Below are 14375 nucleotides of genomic sequence, written 5' to 3'. Positions count from 1 at the left end.
GATCTATGCACCTCACGAGCGCAGTAGCTAAGGTGAGCGGGAGAGTCGGCAGCGCGTTGCGCTGCCCAACGCAAATCGAGGGATATCCATGGCTGCCGTTTATTCCGACCTCGCCGGCAAGGTTGTTCTCGTCACCGGGGGCGCATCCGGAATTGGCGCTGCGATCGTGCGGCGCTTCGCACTGCAGAAATCCAATGTCGTGTTCTTCGACATCAAAGTCGACGAGGGCCAATCCCTGGCATGCGAGCTATCGGACCAAGGGCTTAACGCGAGTTTCATGCGGGTCGACTTGACCGATATCGCCGCGTTGCGCGCCGGTGTCGCGGAGGCGCGGAACGTGCACGGCGCGATCAACATCCTCGTCAACAATGCCGCGCATGACGAGCGGCACAGCACCGAGGAAATGACACCGGAGTATTGGGACGACCGCATCGCGGTCAATTTGAAGCACCAGTTCTTTGCTGCGCAGGCCGTGTTGCCGGACATGAAGGCGGCGAACGCCGGTGCCATCATCAATTTCGGCTCCGTGTCGTGGATCGCCGGACAAGGCGGCATGGCCGCCTACACCGCCAGCAAATCAGGCGTGATCGGTCTCACACGCTCGCTGGCGCGCGATTACGGCTCCTACAACATCCGCGTGAACGCGATAGCGCCGGGATGGATCATGACCGAGCGCCAGCTCGACAAATGGATGACGCCCGAGGGCGAGGTCGAGCTGATGCAACGACAATGCCTGAAGCGCAAGCTCGTGCCGGACGAGGTCGCGAAGTTCACCATCTTCCTCGCTTCCGACGAAGCTTCCGCCTGCACAGCCCAGCACTACATCGTCGATGGCGGCTGGGTCTGAGGCGGACCAGACCGGATCGTGCATTACTTGCGAGCGGCTCGGAACCTCGTCAACCAAGCTCCTGCCGAACCTTGGCCGCCGCATCGCACATCGCCTTCAATTTCCCGAACGCGACAGCACGTGGCATGTATTTCATGCCGCAGTCGGGCGCCGGAACGAGACGATCAGGCGACACATATTTCAGGCCGTTGCGAATGCGGTCGGCGACCGTATCGACGCTCTCGATCTGGGGGTCTGCGAGGTCGAGCACGCCGAGCATGATTTTCTTTGACGAGAGATCCTTCAGAACACCGAGGTCGAGTTTTGGCTGCGCCGCCTCGATCGAGATCTGGTCCGCAGTCGTATCGTCGAGCTCGGCGAGGAACGAATAGCCTGCCGGCTTGTTCGAGCCTGGCACGACCGCCGCATAGCCGAAACAGAGATGCACGACGGTCGGCACTGTGATGCCCTCCAACGCGCGGTTGATCGCCTTGACGGCGTAGCGCTTGGCGGACTCCGGATTGTTCCGCACCCAGGGCTCGTCGAGCTGGATCACGTCCGCGCCTGCTCTTTGCAGATCGAGCGCTTCGGCATTGACGGCCTCCGCCAAGGCCATCGCGAGCTCTTCGTCGTCCTTGTAGAACTCATTCTTGGCCTGCTGGCTCATGGTGAACGGACCCGGCAGCGTGATCTTCGCTGCACGATCGGTGTTCCTGCGCAAGAACTGCATGTCGTGCAGCTCGACCGGCCCCTTGCGTTTCACCGGCCCGATGACGCGCGGCACCGGGGTCTGGGTGTTACCGGTGCGTGCTACGATCATCGCGGGATTGTCTCCGTCGATACCGTCGAGCGCCGTGGCGAAGCGGTTGGAGTAGCTCTCGCGGCGGATTTCGCCATCGGTCACGATATCGATACCGGCGCGCTCCATGTCGCGGATCGCGACGATCGTCGCATCGTCCTGGGCCTCCTCCAGATGTTCCGCTGGCAGCCGCCACATGTCGTGCAGGCGCGTGCGCGGCACCACTTTCGACAGCATGGCGCGATTCACGAGCCATTCCGGCTGCGGATAACTTCCGACCACCGTGGTCGGGAGGATATGCGTTGGCATCGGCATGACGGTCTCCTTCTTATTGCTGTGGAGCGCGGCCAATCAGGCCGCGCGCGTCGCCTTGGCCGGCGCTTCGTCCTTGACGGGATTGCTGAGGACCCCGATCCCGGAGATCTCGATCTCCACGATGTCGCCGCCCTTCATCCACAGCGGCGGATTACGATAAGCGCCGACACCGCCGGTCGTGCCTGTGACGATGACGTCGCCTGGCGCGAGCTCGGTGAAGGTGGAGCAATAAGCAATCAGGGCCGGCACGTCGAAGACGAGATCGGAGATCGGGGCCTTCTGCACCTCGACCCCGTTGAGCCGCGTGATCAGCGTCTGCTTGCTGACGTCGGTCAATTCGTCGGTCGTGACCATCCAGGGCCCAAAGCCGCCCGTGCCGGCGAAATTCTTGCCGGGGGCGAATTGCGAGGTGTGGCGCTGCCAGTCGCGGATGCTGCCATCATTGTAGCAGGCATAACCGGCGACATGGCTCAATGCGGCTTCGCGCGAGATGCGGCGGCCGGCCTTACCGATGACAACCGCCATCTCGCCCTCATAGTCGAAGCGCTCGGATTCGAGCGGCCGGATCATCGGCTGGCCATGTCCGACCTGGCTGTTGGCGAAGCGGGTGAAGATCATCGGGTGTGGCGGGGTGGGATGGCCGCTCTCGGCCAGATGGGTGGCGTAATTGACGCCGATGCAGAAGATCTTGTCGGGATCGGGGACCGTCGGCAGCAGTGTGACGTCCTGCAGCGCGTGGTCGGGCTTCTCGCCGGCAAGCTTCTTCAATTCGTCGAGCGATCCCTTGGCAAGCAGCGTCTTCAGCGTCGGATAGGCCTTGAGACGCTTGCCGGCATCGATGACGCCGTTGTCGGTGACAATACCAAAGCTCGCGGTACCGGCGATCGTGAAACTTGCGATTTTCATCAGTCAAACGCTCTCTTCGATGGAGGAAACATAGTCGTTGATCGGAAGTGCGATCGCGCCATTACGGATCGGAACGCATTGTGGCGGGAACTCCTGGCGGAAACGGGCGCCGGCCGCCTCGGCGCGGTCGAGGAACCGCTCCAGATGGTCCATCGCTCCGGTCGGAAGATCGTGCAGAACCATCAGCGTCCAGGGCTGCTGGCCGCACTGGACAACGGCGCGCTCGGTCCAGCCGTCGGGATCGTCCCAGTCGCGGGGGATCGCGTTCCAGAGCACACAGCTATGCTTGTGGCGGGCGAGATAGTCGACGACGGATGGCTTCAACAGCCGCGTATCAAGATTGCCGCCGCCACCGAACGGCCGGAACCAGCGCTGCGGATGGGCGAGATCACCGATCGCGGCTTGCGTGCAGCCAACTTCGTTCTTCGCGGTCGCGCGATCCGGCTGCTCGCCGAGCGGGACGCTGTGGGTGAAGGTGTGATTGCCGATCCAGTGCCCCTCCCCGTGCGCCCGGATTGCAAGGCCATGCCGCGCGGGATCGGCGAGCTTCTCGCCGATGACGAAGAACGTGGTCTTGATGCCGCGCTCTCCGAGAATGTCGAGCACGCGCGGCGTCACGTTGGGATCGGGGCCGTTGTCGAATGTCAGGGTCAGATCAAACACGCGGAATTTCCTCAGGTCGCTGGCTGCATCGCGCCCGATGCGATGTCATCGTTGGCCTGACCAGCGCGCGTGCCGGTCTGCCAGATCGCCGCCTTGCGTTCGATCCACCGGATCGCGGCGTTGAAGGCGATCGCCATGAACAGCACGAGGAGGACGCCGGCGAACACGTGCGGACTATCGAGGATCGTGCGGTAGCGCGAGATCAGATAACCGATGCCGGCCGAGGAGATCAGCATCTCCGAGACGACGACGCCAACGATCACCAGTGCGCCTCCCACGCGGAGCCCCGACAGCACTGTCGGAATCGCCGCGGGAATGATGACGCGAACCAGCCGCTGGCTCAGCGTGGCGCCCATGCTGCGTGCCGCGAGCAGGAGTTGAGGGTCGATGGTCTGGATGCCGGCGGCGGTGGCCAGCATCGTTGGCAGGAAGCCGTAAATCGAGGCGAAGGCGATCTTGGATTCCGAGCCAATGCCGAGCCACACCGTGAAGACGGGATAGAGGATCACGAGCGGCACGGCATAGAGGCTCGACACCATCGGCATGATCAGGACGCGCGGACGCGGCAGGCTGCCGACGATAGCGCCAAGCAGGATGCCGCCGCCGCAGGCGAAGGCCATGGAGATCAGCACCTCATAAAGCGTCACTGCGAGCGCGTGACCGTATTCGGCCGCGTCGGTCCATCCGGCCATCAGCGTCGACGAAAGCGACGGCAAGAACAGCTCGGGAATGAGACCGGTTTGCGGCAACAGCTCCCACAGCGCGATCAAGCCGATCACGATCAGACGTCGCAGCGTCTTCGCACTTATTTTGGCGCTCATCTCCGCCTCAGGCCGATTTGCGGATATGCCGCCAGATGCGGTCGCGCAAGCTCCCGAAGGCATCGCCGCTCAGCATCTCATAGGTGCGGGGCCGCGGCAGCTGGACCTGGAGATGATCGACGATGCGGCCGGGCCGCGCCGACATCACGATCACCTCGTCGGCGAGATAGACCGCTTCGGTGAGGCTGTGTGTGACGAAGACGACGGTCTTGCCGGTCGCCGCCCAGATGCGCAGCAGTTCGTCACCCATGGTCATGCGGGTCTGCTCGTCGAGGGCAGCAAACGGCTCGTCCATCAGCAGCACCGGCGGGTCCTGCACCAGCCCGCGCGCGATCGAGACGCGCTGCTTCATGCCGCCTGACAACTCGTGCGGATGGCGCTTGCCGAAGCCGTCGAGGCCGACCAGCGTGAGCGCATCCTGCGCCTTGGCGCGGCGCTCCGCCTTGGGCACGCCACGCAGCGCCAGCGGAAACTCGACATTGTCTTCGGCCGTCAGCCAGGGAAACAGGCTCGCCTCCTGGAACACCACGCCGACCCTGTCCGGGTCGGGCTGCAGAATCGGCGCGCCACTGATGGTGATCGAGCCCGAGGTCTGCTGGCGCAGGCCCGCCATCATCATCAGAAGGGTCGACTTGCCGCAACCGCTCGGGCCGACCAGCACGACGAAGCGACCCGGCTTGATATCGAGCGAGACGTCTTCCAGGGCGACGACGTCCTGAGACCTGGTCTTGAAGACCTGCCCAACATTCTTCACCTCGATCGCGCCGGCGCGCGCGGGAGGCTTCAACGGGGTCACGTTCGCCAATGGCTGCATCGCGTTTCCACCCATCTGACAAGTTCGTTGAAGGTCATGGCGATCGCGGCGACCATCACGACCCCGGCGAGGAGTTGCTTCATCTGGAAGTTCTCGCCCCAGGTCGCGATCTGGTGGCCGATGCCGTCGCGCGAGGCGTACATCTCGGCAAGGATCACGCCGGTGAGGTTGAAGATCATGGAGATTCGCAGGGCCTCGAGCAGCACCGGCAGCATGCTCGGCAGATAGACCCGGAACGCGGTCTGCATCGGAGTTGCGCCATAGGAGCGCGCCACCGTGAGATGCTCGACCTTGACCGACTCCACCGCCGTGGTCGTCGACATGATCACGATGAAGATCGTGGAGAAGAAGCCAAAGCCGACCTTCTGGGCGAACCCGACGCCGAGTACGAGGATGAACATCGGCAGGAAGATCGACTTCGGGATGCTGAAGGCGAAGAACAGCAGCAGCTTGGCCACGTCAGCGAAGTAGCGGTTCTCCGCAACCAGGAAGCCGATCGCGGCGCCGAAGGGGACGGCTAACGCGAACGCGGCCAGTACTTCGGTCGCAGTCACCATCAGGTCTTTCCGCACGGCCGCGCGCTGCAGGAGGTCGCCGAGTGTCGCGAACGTGTCGGACGCCGAGGGCAGCAGGCGCGGATTGACGATGCCGGTGCGCGACAGCACCTCCCACAGCGCCAGGACCGCGATGACGATCGCGATCCGTGCAAGCTTGATGGCGAGTGAGTTCTGCATCGTCACGGCTTGGTCGGAACCGGCTTGAACCTGGTCGAGATCACTTCCTCGACCGGTACGATGTCCTTGAGCCCGCCGAGCTTGGCGAGGTCCAGCGACAGCTGCACGGCCGCGTTCACGTCGGGCGCGCCCATGTCGCCGCTGGTCTCGAGCTTCATGATCGTGTTGTCGTATTCCAGGGCGGCGATCTCGGCCGGCATTTCGTAGAGCTCGGCGATCAGCTTGACGGTCACGTCCCGATTGGCGCGCATGAACGCAACTGCGCCATAGAGGGCGTTCACCGCCTTCTGAACCAGCTGAGGCTTTGTCTCCGCCAATTTGTCGAGCACGATCCAGCCTGCCGTGAGGTTCGGCGGCACCGCCGTGGCGTAATCGAGGATCGACTTGGCTTCGCCCGATTTCGAGATCTGGAAGCTCAGCGGCGAATAGACCACGGCGGCCTCGACGTTGCCCGCTAGGAGGTTCGGCACCAGACCGCCGCCGCCAACCGGGACGCGCGTGAAATCGATCTTCTTGTCCTGGAGTGTCCACAGTGCGAGCAGGTCGGAACCGGAGCCGGCGGCGGTGATCGCGACCTTCTTGCCGTTGAGGCCCTTGACGTCGAGCGTCGACTTGGTCGGGACCATCAACTGCCAGCCAAAATTTCCCATCGCGGCATTGGCCACGATCCGCGACATCACACCCTTCTTGCGCCCCGCGGAGACCAGCGAGGGCGGATCGAGGATGATATCGGCCGCGCCCGCAGCCATGCCTTCGAACGTCTCTGCACCGCTGCGGTAGATCGTCAGCTCGGCCTGGATGCCTTCCTTCTCGAACAATTTCTGCCGCACGGCCGTCTCGGCGATCGTCGTCGGCCAGTAGGTCTTGGTCGGCAGGCCGACGCGAATGGTTTCGGCGGCAGTGGCAGGGCCGGCGAGCACGCCGGCTGCGAAGAGCGACGCCAATAGCGCCTTGCGGCGAGTTATTTTCATGATCTGTTTCCTCCCGGTCTCTGTTTTTCTTTGCCGGATTTTTCCGGATCGTCAGTTTGCGCCGTTCACCTCCGCAATGCGAGGCGCGGCGAGTTCGACAAACTCTTTGGTGATGCCGAAGTGCTTTGACAATGCGCGAACCGCCGCGTCCGCGTCGCGTTTGACGACGGCAGCGACAATCGCCCTGTGTTCAGCCTCAACGTCGCGCGGCTTGCCGACTTCCCTGCGGATCGAGAGGCGGCGATATCGCTCGCTTTGTTCGTGCAGCACGTCGCGGAAGCCGAGCAGCCACGGTGAGCCGCAGGCATTGACCAGCGCACGATGGAAGATGCGATGGCGGACCACCCACTCTTCATAATGCACCGTCGGATCGTCGGGGTAGCGATAGGGAACCGCCTTCAGGTCCGACCAGGCGGATTTCACCGAGGCAAGCCAGGCATCGTCGCCCCGCTCGATCGAGCGACGGAGCGCAAGGCCTTCGATATCGATCCGGGTCTGCGTCACGTCGGCGAGATCAGCGAGCGACACCGGGCTCACCCGGAAGCCACGCTGGTCGGACGCCAGCACGAGCCCGTCGGCCACCAGTCGGGAAAGTGCCTCACGTACGGCGGCAAGGCTCACGGAAAACTGCTTGGCGAGGCCGGCAATATGCAGCTTCTGGCCTGGAAGCAGCCGCGTCGCCAGGACGTCGGCGCGCAAGCGCTCATGCAACGCCGATGTCAGGCTGCGCGGACCATCCCCGGGGCCTCCGGTCATGTGAAACTGAAGCGGACCCATGGGTCGAATGATGGCAAGGCAACGCGAAAGGGTCAATAGAAAATCGAAAATCGATTTTTCTTGTTCATCTCACGCCCCATTGGACGCCCCGGGAATGGAGCGCCCCCATCCCCGATCAGCCATCTCTGGATCCCCAAAACGGACCACCGGACCAGATCGGCGCAGGCATGGTGTCCCGCCACCCGCTCGTACAAAACTGATTGGCGCCCCGCTACTTTGCGAGGCGGAACTTCCCGCCTTCGACCTTGATCAGAAAGGCCGAGCGCTCGTCGTAACCGTTGTGATCGGCCTTGCTCATGTTCGACAGCCCATTGTTGAGATAGATGTTCTGCCCACGCTCGAGTGCGTCGCGCAGAGCCGCGCGAAATTCGGCTGTGCCAGGCTTTGCCGTCTTCAGTGCATCCGGTGCAGCTTTTCCTATCAGCGCGACGACATCCCAGAGGTGAGCAGCGAACATGTTGGGCTTTTGCCCGTTCGCCGCTTCATACGCGGTCACGAACTCCTCCGTCGAGCGACGAAACGGATCTCCCGTGGGAAGATCGGCGGCAATGGTGAAAGCCTCGCCCGCGAATACGGCGCCTTCGACGTTCGCGCCACCGAGCTTGATGAACTCCTCACTGGCCACGCCGTGTGTCTGAAATATCTTCCCGGCGTAACCGCGCTCGCGGAGCGCCTGCTGCGGCAAGACCGCCGGAGTTCCTGCGGAGGCGATGAATACGGCATCGGGATTGGTCGACATCACCTTCAGCGCCTGACCGGTGACGCTGGTGTCGGCTCGCGCATAGACCTCATGTGTGGTTACGGTCAGCCCCAACGTGGGCGCGAGGCGGCTCACCTCCTTGTAGTAGCCCTCGCCGTAGCCATCCGAAACGCCGATATAGCCGAGCGTCTTCACGCCTGATTTCGCGATATGCTTGAGGATGGCCGCCGCCATGAGGTCGTCATTGGGAACGACCTTGAAAGCCCAGGCGCGTTTCTCATCCATCGGTTGAACGATGGCGGTAGCGGCAGCGAGCGACAGCAGCGGCGTCTTCGATTCGAGCGCGACATCCAGCATCGGCATGGTCACCGGGGTCAGAGAGGAGCCGACCAGCACGTCGACCTTGTCCTGGATCACCAACCGGCGTGCGTTCTGGACCCCTTTAGTCGAATCCGACTCGTCGTCCAGGACGATATAGGTCACCTTCTCTCCACCGATCTCTTTCGGAAGAGCTGCAACCGTCTTGAGCTGCGGTTGGCCCAGAGCGGATCCCGGGCCGCTTGCCGAAATCACAATTCCAATCTTGATGTCCGCGTGAGCAGCAGTTCCATAAAGGACGCATGCCACAAGAAGCGAGGCTCGCGCGAAACCGATCTTCATATCCTGTTCCTCCTTGTCCGCTCTGATGACTCCGCCGGCTGCATCGGGCGCCCGGCTCGAGGTTGCACTGCTCCCCAGGGGCACCGTCGTTGCTCAGAAGGCATGTCGTCCGATATACGCGTTTCCTCCCGCGGTCCCGAGCAACCGGGCGGACCATGCTAAGCGGATCGCAGCAACGCGTCTGTCCCTAGCGTTAGGGACAAGCCATCGGTAGGGACAAGGCATCGGTGCCCGAACCGGACTCTCTGGGTAGGCGGACGCACAGCCGCGTTCTCGCGGCGCATTTCGCCCGAGCTTTGCTTCGTCACTCCACCCTCTTATCCAAGAGGGCGCAGGGAAGGCCGGGTGCCGGCTGGCACCCGCGGTCCGCTGCGCGAAAAGCACACGCAGGAAAACCGCACAGCAGCATACAGGTGTAGCCAATCACTCGGCCTTCCCTGCGCGATGGTTGGACGGCTTATGCCGTGCTCTCCCGGGAGCCGAGTTCCTTTTGGCCTCCCTCGTCCCAGCGAAATTCACCGACATCGCGCCGGTTGACGCAGATGCCGCATTCGCCAGGGCTTGACCGTAGCAACGACGGCCAGGACCACACGGTTTTGCCGTACGCACGGTTCGCCATTTCGCCACCGGTTTCGACGGCGTTGTGCACGTTGCCGCCGACCTGATGACGAGACGAACCTAGCAGCGCCGCTCGTCGGAACGAAGCCTCGGGCTCACGGAGAGCAATCCGCCCTGCCCTTAGCCTTTCGCACCCGAACGCTGCCGCGTCCACCGCAAGCCCGGCTCGCGAACGTGACGACCACAAGATCGCCCCTCAAGGATGAGCCGGGATGAGCGACACATACGCTAAAACCGAATTTCGGTAAAGTGGAATATATTTGAAAAGAGGGGTTGACGCGGTCGTGGCTGTTTCGGCCGACGCGTCTTAGCCTGAGACCTGTAACCGCAGACGCGGCTGCGCGCTCCCGGGTTCCCCGGAGTCCACCTCCGTCTGACCTTCCTTAAGCGCGGCCTATAATTTCTCTCATAGGTCGACCTCCATGCCGCGAGGCCGCTCGATCAGGAAATTAACGGTTTGGTAACCATACGAGCCTTGCTCGAAGGATTAATGCAAATCACACGCCGCCGGTGTCTCCCCCGCAACGACCCTGCTATAGAGCGTAGATCCGGCTCCATCGACCACCCCGAGCCATCTGTTTTCTTGGTTGCACATGAACAGACCTAGCAACAAATTCAACATCGCCATCGAGCAGGGATTCGACTTCCTGTCGCCCGACTACGCGGAGCTGTTTGACAACTCGGCCGCCACCGCGTTCCAGCATCCGCTCTGGCTGGACACCCTCTACACCAGGCTCGCGTCTCATGCGGGGGCAACTCCTCTGGTTGTTGTGGTCCGCCACCGCGCGACGGGCGCCCTTGCGATGGTGCTGCCCTTGCTACGGATCCGGCGCGGCCCGATACGGACCGTCGAATTCGCCGACCTCCGCGTCTCCGACTATCTGGCGCCGGTGTGCAGCCCGCAGCTATTTTCTGAGCTGCTCAAGGACGAGAGTGCGTGCGCAGAAATTCGGTGCCTCGTCCGCCCGTTCGATCTGCTCCGGATGACCAAGCTGCCGGATGGACGGCTTCCGATCGAGAACCTTCTGGCTGCGCCTCGCCGCATAGCGATGGACACCAATGCCTACGCCACCGTTCTCGTCACGCCATTCGAGCAATGGCGCGCCAGTGCGTTGGACCGTTCCTACCAGAAGGAGCTCGCAAAGAAAGCCCGGCAGCTCCAGAAGAAGGGGGACGTAATTTTTTCATGCTGCAGCGACAGCGCCTCCGTCCTGGAGGTGCTGGACGTGATGAAGAAATTTCGCGGGCCGCGCTTTCAGGCACATGGCGACGGAGATTTGCTCCAGCGCCCCGAATATTACGGCTTCTATTCCGAGATAGCGCACCGCGGTCTCGGCTCCTTTGTCCGGCTCTATGCCATGAAGATGAACGGCGAGGTGATTGCGGCCGTGCTCGGTCTCTGCCATCGCGGTAGATTCCTCGTGATCATGGGCGCCTTCGACATTGCCGGATACAAGAGCCAGTCCCTGGGCGCACTGATGTTCGAGCAGGTGGCGAAGGATTGCATCGAGCGTGGGGATCAGATGCTCGATTTCACCATCGGCGACGAGCCTTACAAGAAGCAGTTCGGCGCGGAGCCTTCGCCGATGTGGACCGTCACGCAGGCCGGCAGCACCACGGGCGCCTTCTCCCTATTCGCACTCAAACAGGCGCCTTGGCTCAAACTGGCCGCCAAGCGAATGTCGGAGTTCAGGCTTCTGCCAACCCGCACCTCAACGCCGACGCGCTGACCGGCGCGAGGCGCCGACGGGCGCGGCTCTCAGGCGCGTAGCGCGCTTCGAACATGCGCGAGCCAGCCCGGACGCATCTGATCGACCCGGTGGGTGATACTGCGTCGCAGGAAGTGCAGCCGCCGCCGCACGTCCCAGCCGATATCGTTGCGGGACGTCAGGGCCTGCCGGAAGCGCGCCATCTTCAGTGATTGCTGGTCCGCCGCGAGCTTGTCGAGATCGGAATAGAATTCCGAAATCTTCTCCTGGCCCATGCCTGCGGTCATGAGCCAACGCGGCGCATATTCGGTGCAGAGGCGCTCGACGTCGACCAGCAGGCGGGCAACGCCGGTGCCGGCGGCCGGACAATTGGTCTGGAAGGCGTCGCCGATGAGCACGACGCCGGGCTGGAGATGCCCCTCCACGACGGACAGGTCCATCACCCAATTCTGCACCCGGTCGATCACGCGGAAATCGCCGAGGTAGGCGCGCAATCCCGGCAGCAGGCGCAAAACCGTCGCTTCCGGTTCGCGGCGCAACTCGCGCATGATCGGATCGGTGGGGTCTCGGAACATGAAGAGATTTGCCCGCATGCCAGCACGGACGGGAAACAGGCTGAGATAATCGATGCCGTCCGCCGTGCGCTCGCCGTAACAGGTCAGCGCCTCGAAGTCGAACGGCGCATCATCCCGGCGGGCGATCGTGAAGCCGAACGAGACCGAATGACGCTCGGCCAGCACGCGCCGCTTGATGCCGAGCTTGTAGCCGAGAACGCCCGCCATGCCCGTGGCCAGCACGACGAGGCGCGCTGTCAAGCGCCTCCCGGACGCGAGCTCGATATCCTGGATATCGTCGCTGCATTTGATGGCCGTGACCTCGTCGACGATCAGGCTCGACGGATTAGGCAGTTGGCTGCGCGCCATGGCGACGAGATCCGCATATGGAAGTCCGTAAGCCCGGCCGACGCTGATATCGACCACCTTGCCTTCCCTGATATTGAGCACCTGGTCATACCGGCAGGCCACGTTGTCGAGCGCGTCGAGGAAGCCAAGCTTGCGCAACATCTCCAGCTGATGGCCGCCGATTTTCTCGACCCGGAACTCGTCCGGATGGACCGCGCGCTTGTCGACGAGAGCGACACGATGCCCCGACCGCGCGAGCACGGCCGCCGCGAGCGAGCCCGCAAGCCCGCCGCCAACGATCGCGATGTCGGCGGTGATCGTCGAAGTGCCGGCTGCGGCAATCGGCTCGGGCAGGCTATCCGCCGTCATGGTGCAGGCTCCCACGGTCAATGATGATTGCCTGAGCAATTCTCACGCCTGATGTCGCATCGCAGGAGCAAACGCGATCATTTCTCGATATCTCGGTTAATGCAGCGGAGACCTGCCCGGCCCGATGAGGTCCGGCACGCGCCTTGCTCGGGATGGCCATTCCCGGCGAGCTGGTCCGCATTCCAGCGGCTCATCTCGCCTCATCGGCCGTCGATGCGGCGCTATGCCGCCACGCGATTAGGCTGCACTTTGCTCTATCCGGGACAGTGGGGTCAGCGATGTTCCATAGTGAAGCACCAGGCATGACCGCGACGTCGCCGCGGTCGGCAGGATCACGGAGACCGTCCATTAACACTCGCGATTTTTCGGCATGCTAGGCTTTTGGAGGTAATCGGAAAATGTCTCTTCAGGGGAAGTTGCCTCTTAAATTTCCATGATCGAATCCATCGTCCAGTTCATGCGGCGCGACGTGACTCGCGGTGTTGCCGGAACCATCCTTCTCAAGGTTGGTAGCGGCGCGCTTGCGTTCGCGTTGTTCTCGCTTGCGGCACGAACGATGTCGCCCGATGGGTTCGGCATCTTTGCGACCTGGCTTTCGGTGGCCCAGATGGCTGCGGTCGTCGGTCTGGTGGGCCAGGAATCGCTGCTGGTGCGATTTCTGAACGAGTATCGGGCTGGAAATCAGCCCGATCTCACCAAAGGCGTGCTGCTATCGAGCTTCAAGATTTCCTCCGTCGCGATGCTGATTGCGATCGGCGCAATCGCGATCGGCGCCAACATCAAAGGCGCCTCGTGGCTGCTGGTTGTCGCGGTGTCGGCCTACACGGCCGTGAATGCGGGACTGATGCTTGGCAGCCAGATCGCACGCTCGCTGGTCAGCATTCTCATGGGAGAAGGAAACAGGGAGTTCTTCTGGCGAGTCAGCGTCGTGCTGTTTCTGCTCGCAATCATGTCCGGCCATCGGCTGCTCGATCCCGCCGAATTGATCGCCGTGATGACGCTTGCCATGTCCGTCGGGCTGGTTGCACAGATCATCGCGATTGCGCGAGTTCTGCCGGATTTCCGCGGCACGGCGGTGCGTTCCGAGCCGTCGCGCTGGAGATCGAGCGCGCTTCATTTCTGGGCCGCATCCATCCTCGAAGCCGCGAACCAATATTTCGACGTCATTCTGGTCTACTGGATGCTGGACCCGGCAACTGCCGGAATTTACTTTGCCGCTTCGCGCCTCGCCAACATCTTCGCCATGCTGTCGGCCGCATTGTACAGTTTTGGTGCACGTCGGCTCCCCTCGCTGTACTTCAGCAAGAACCATCAGGAATTCGAGCGAACGTTGAGGCTCATGGCGGAAGTGACCGCGGTGTGCGTGGTCAGCGGACTTCTCCTGATCTGGGTTGGCGGTCCCCATCTGCTCAACCTGTTTGGGCCGCATTTCGCTGCGCAGCACTGGGTTCTGATCGTGCTCGCCATCGGAACGGCGTTCCAGGCAGCGGGCGGTCCGTCTGCGGCGATATTGCAGCTGACCGGCTATGAGCGCGAGTATGTTCCCGTGATTGCCGGGAACGTAGCGCTGCGGCTAGTCGGATTTCTCGTCCTCATTCCCTGGCTCGGCGTTCTTGGCGCAGCAATCTCGGCCACTGTATCGCTGGCGCTCGCGACCATCGCCCTCAACATCATCTGTCGCCGGCGAACCGGCGTCGACCCCTCGATCTTGGGGCTTCTGCGTTTCTCGGCGTCGAAGCCTAGCGCCTACGCGGTCCGTGCCGCGGATGGTGAATAGAGCGTCAGAATAGT

13 protein-coding genes are annotated in these 14375 nt (G+C 62.8%); 3 read left to right on the top strand and 10 right to left on the bottom strand.

What is annotated here, in order from left to right:
* The first annotated feature begins 88 nt into the window (after window positions 1-88).
* Window positions 89-847, top strand: coding sequence for an SDR family NAD(P)-dependent oxidoreductase (locus tag ABIB66_RS03620; RefSeq protein ID WP_354204503.1), 759 nt, complete (start codon window positions 89-91; stop codon window positions 845-847).
* Between the two features lie 49 nt (window positions 848-896).
* Here ABIB66_RS03620 and ABIB66_RS03615 read toward each other — a convergent pair whose 3' ends face one another.
* From ABIB66_RS03615 to ABIB66_RS03575, 9 genes are all read right to left on the bottom strand, one after another.
* On the bottom strand, window positions 897-1940 hold the full coding sequence (locus ABIB66_RS03615; protein ID WP_354204505.1) for a uroporphyrinogen decarboxylase family protein: 1044 nt from the start codon (window positions 1938-1940) through the stop codon (window positions 897-899).
* Between the two features lie 36 nt (window positions 1941-1976).
* Complete coding sequence (locus ABIB66_RS03610; RefSeq protein WP_354254146.1) at window positions 1977-2846, bottom strand: fumarylacetoacetate hydrolase family protein; 870 nt, start codon at window positions 2844-2846, stop codon at window positions 1977-1979.
* A gap of 3 nt (window positions 2847-2849) precedes the next feature.
* Window positions 2850-3509 carry a polysaccharide deacetylase family protein gene (locus tag ABIB66_RS03605; protein ID WP_354204508.1) on the bottom strand — a complete coding sequence of 220 codons (660 nt, stop codon included), beginning with the start codon at window positions 3507-3509 and terminating at the stop codon, window positions 2850-2852.
* A gap of 11 nt (window positions 3510-3520) precedes the next feature.
* On the bottom strand, window positions 3521-4330 hold the full coding sequence (locus tag ABIB66_RS03600; protein ID WP_275167551.1) for an ABC transporter permease: 810 nt from the start codon (window positions 4328-4330) through the stop codon (window positions 3521-3523).
* Window positions 4331-4337: 7 nt separating this feature from the next.
* Window positions 4338-5144, bottom strand: coding sequence for an ABC transporter ATP-binding protein (locus tag ABIB66_RS03595; RefSeq protein ID WP_275167552.1), 807 nt, complete (start codon window positions 5142-5144; stop codon window positions 4338-4340).
* On the bottom strand, window positions 5123-5878 hold the full coding sequence (locus tag ABIB66_RS03590; RefSeq protein WP_354254222.1) for an ABC transporter permease: 756 nt from the start codon (window positions 5876-5878) through the stop codon (window positions 5123-5125). Before ABIB66_RS03590 ends, ABIB66_RS03595 begins: the two co-directional genes overlap by 22 nt.
* A 2-nt stretch (window positions 5879-5880) precedes the next feature.
* Complete coding sequence (locus tag ABIB66_RS03585; protein ID WP_354254143.1) at window positions 5881-6849, bottom strand: ABC transporter substrate-binding protein; 969 nt, start codon at window positions 6847-6849, stop codon at window positions 5881-5883.
* A gap of 51 nt (window positions 6850-6900) precedes the next feature.
* Complete coding sequence (locus ABIB66_RS03580; RefSeq protein ID WP_354218090.1) at window positions 6901-7605, bottom strand: GntR family transcriptional regulator; 705 nt, start codon at window positions 7603-7605, stop codon at window positions 6901-6903.
* A 232-nt stretch (window positions 7606-7837) separates the two neighbouring features.
* Window positions 7838-8986 carry an ABC transporter substrate-binding protein gene (locus ABIB66_RS03575; RefSeq protein ID WP_275167555.1) on the bottom strand — a complete coding sequence of 383 codons (1149 nt, stop codon included), beginning with the start codon at window positions 8984-8986 and terminating at the stop codon, window positions 7838-7840.
* Window positions 8987-10197: 1211 nt separating this feature from the next.
* Here ABIB66_RS03575 and ABIB66_RS03570 point away from each other — a divergent pair.
* Window positions 10198-11334, top strand: coding sequence for a GNAT family N-acetyltransferase (locus ABIB66_RS03570; protein WP_354206475.1), 1137 nt, complete (start codon window positions 10198-10200; stop codon window positions 11332-11334).
* 29 nt (window positions 11335-11363) lie between these two features.
* On the opposite strand, the gene ABIB66_RS03565 is transcribed toward ABIB66_RS03570, so the two are convergent.
* On the bottom strand, window positions 11364-12584 hold the full coding sequence (locus tag ABIB66_RS03565) for an FAD-dependent oxidoreductase (RefSeq protein WP_354206477.1): 1221 nt from the start codon (window positions 12582-12584) through the stop codon (window positions 11364-11366).
* A gap of 433 nt (window positions 12585-13017) precedes the next feature.
* On the opposite strand from ABIB66_RS03565, the gene ABIB66_RS03560 reads away from it, so the two are divergent.
* Window positions 13018-14361: a lipopolysaccharide biosynthesis protein gene (locus ABIB66_RS03560; protein ID WP_354055849.1), complete on the top strand. Its 1344-nt coding sequence runs from the start codon at window positions 13018-13020 to the stop codon at window positions 14359-14361.
* Window positions 14362-14375: the final 14 nt, after the last annotated feature.

Origin of the sequence: Bradyrhizobium sp. F1.13.3 (assembly GCF_040548265.1) — a bacterium.
Taxonomy (GTDB): domain Bacteria; phylum Pseudomonadota; class Alphaproteobacteria; order Rhizobiales; family Xanthobacteraceae; genus Bradyrhizobium.
This window is presented reverse-complemented; position numbering and strand designations above follow the sequence as displayed.

Excerpts from the sequence above, each read along its gene's own strand:
- ABIB66_RS03620 (WP_354204503.1), top strand. The coding sequence starts at position 89 with ATGGCTGCCGTTTATTCCGACCTCGCCGGCAAGGTTGTTCTCGTCACC.
- ABIB66_RS03615 (WP_354204505.1), bottom strand. The coding sequence starts at position 1,940 with ATGCCGATGCCAACGCATATCCTCCCGACCACGGTGGTCGGAAGTTAT.
- ABIB66_RS03610 (WP_354254146.1), bottom strand. The coding sequence starts at position 2,846 with ATGAAAATCGCAAGTTTCACGATCGCCGGTACCGCGAGCTTTGGTATT.
- ABIB66_RS03600 (WP_275167551.1), bottom strand. The coding sequence starts at position 4,330 with ATGAGCGCCAAAATAAGTGCGAAGACGCTGCGACGTCTGATCGTGATC.
- ABIB66_RS03595 (WP_275167552.1), bottom strand. The coding sequence starts at position 5,144 with ATGCAGCCATTGGCGAACGTGACCCCGTTGAAGCCTCCCGCGCGCGCC.
- ABIB66_RS03590 (WP_354254222.1), bottom strand. The coding sequence starts at position 5,878 with ATGCAGAACTCACTCGCCATCAAGCTTGCACGGATCGCGATCGTCATC.
- ABIB66_RS03585 (WP_354254143.1), bottom strand. The coding sequence starts at position 6,849 with ATGAAAATAACTCGCCGCAAGGCGCTATTGGCGTCGCTCTTCGCAGCC.
- ABIB66_RS03580 (WP_354218090.1), bottom strand. The coding sequence starts at position 7,605 with ATGACCGGAGGCCCCGGGGATGGTCCGCGCAGCCTGACATCGGCGTTG.
- ABIB66_RS03575 (WP_275167555.1), bottom strand. The coding sequence starts at position 8,986 with ATGAAGATCGGTTTCGCGCGAGCCTCGCTTCTTGTGGCATGCGTCCTT.
- ABIB66_RS03570 (WP_354206475.1), top strand. The coding sequence starts at position 10,198 with ATGAACAGACCTAGCAACAAATTCAACATCGCCATCGAGCAGGGATTC.
- ABIB66_RS03565 (WP_354206477.1), bottom strand. The coding sequence starts at position 12,584 with ATGACGGCGGATAGCCTGCCCGAGCCGATTGCCGCAGCCGGCACTTCG.
- ABIB66_RS03560 (WP_354055849.1), top strand. The coding sequence starts at position 13,018 with ATGATCGAATCCATCGTCCAGTTCATGCGGCGCGACGTGACTCGCGGT.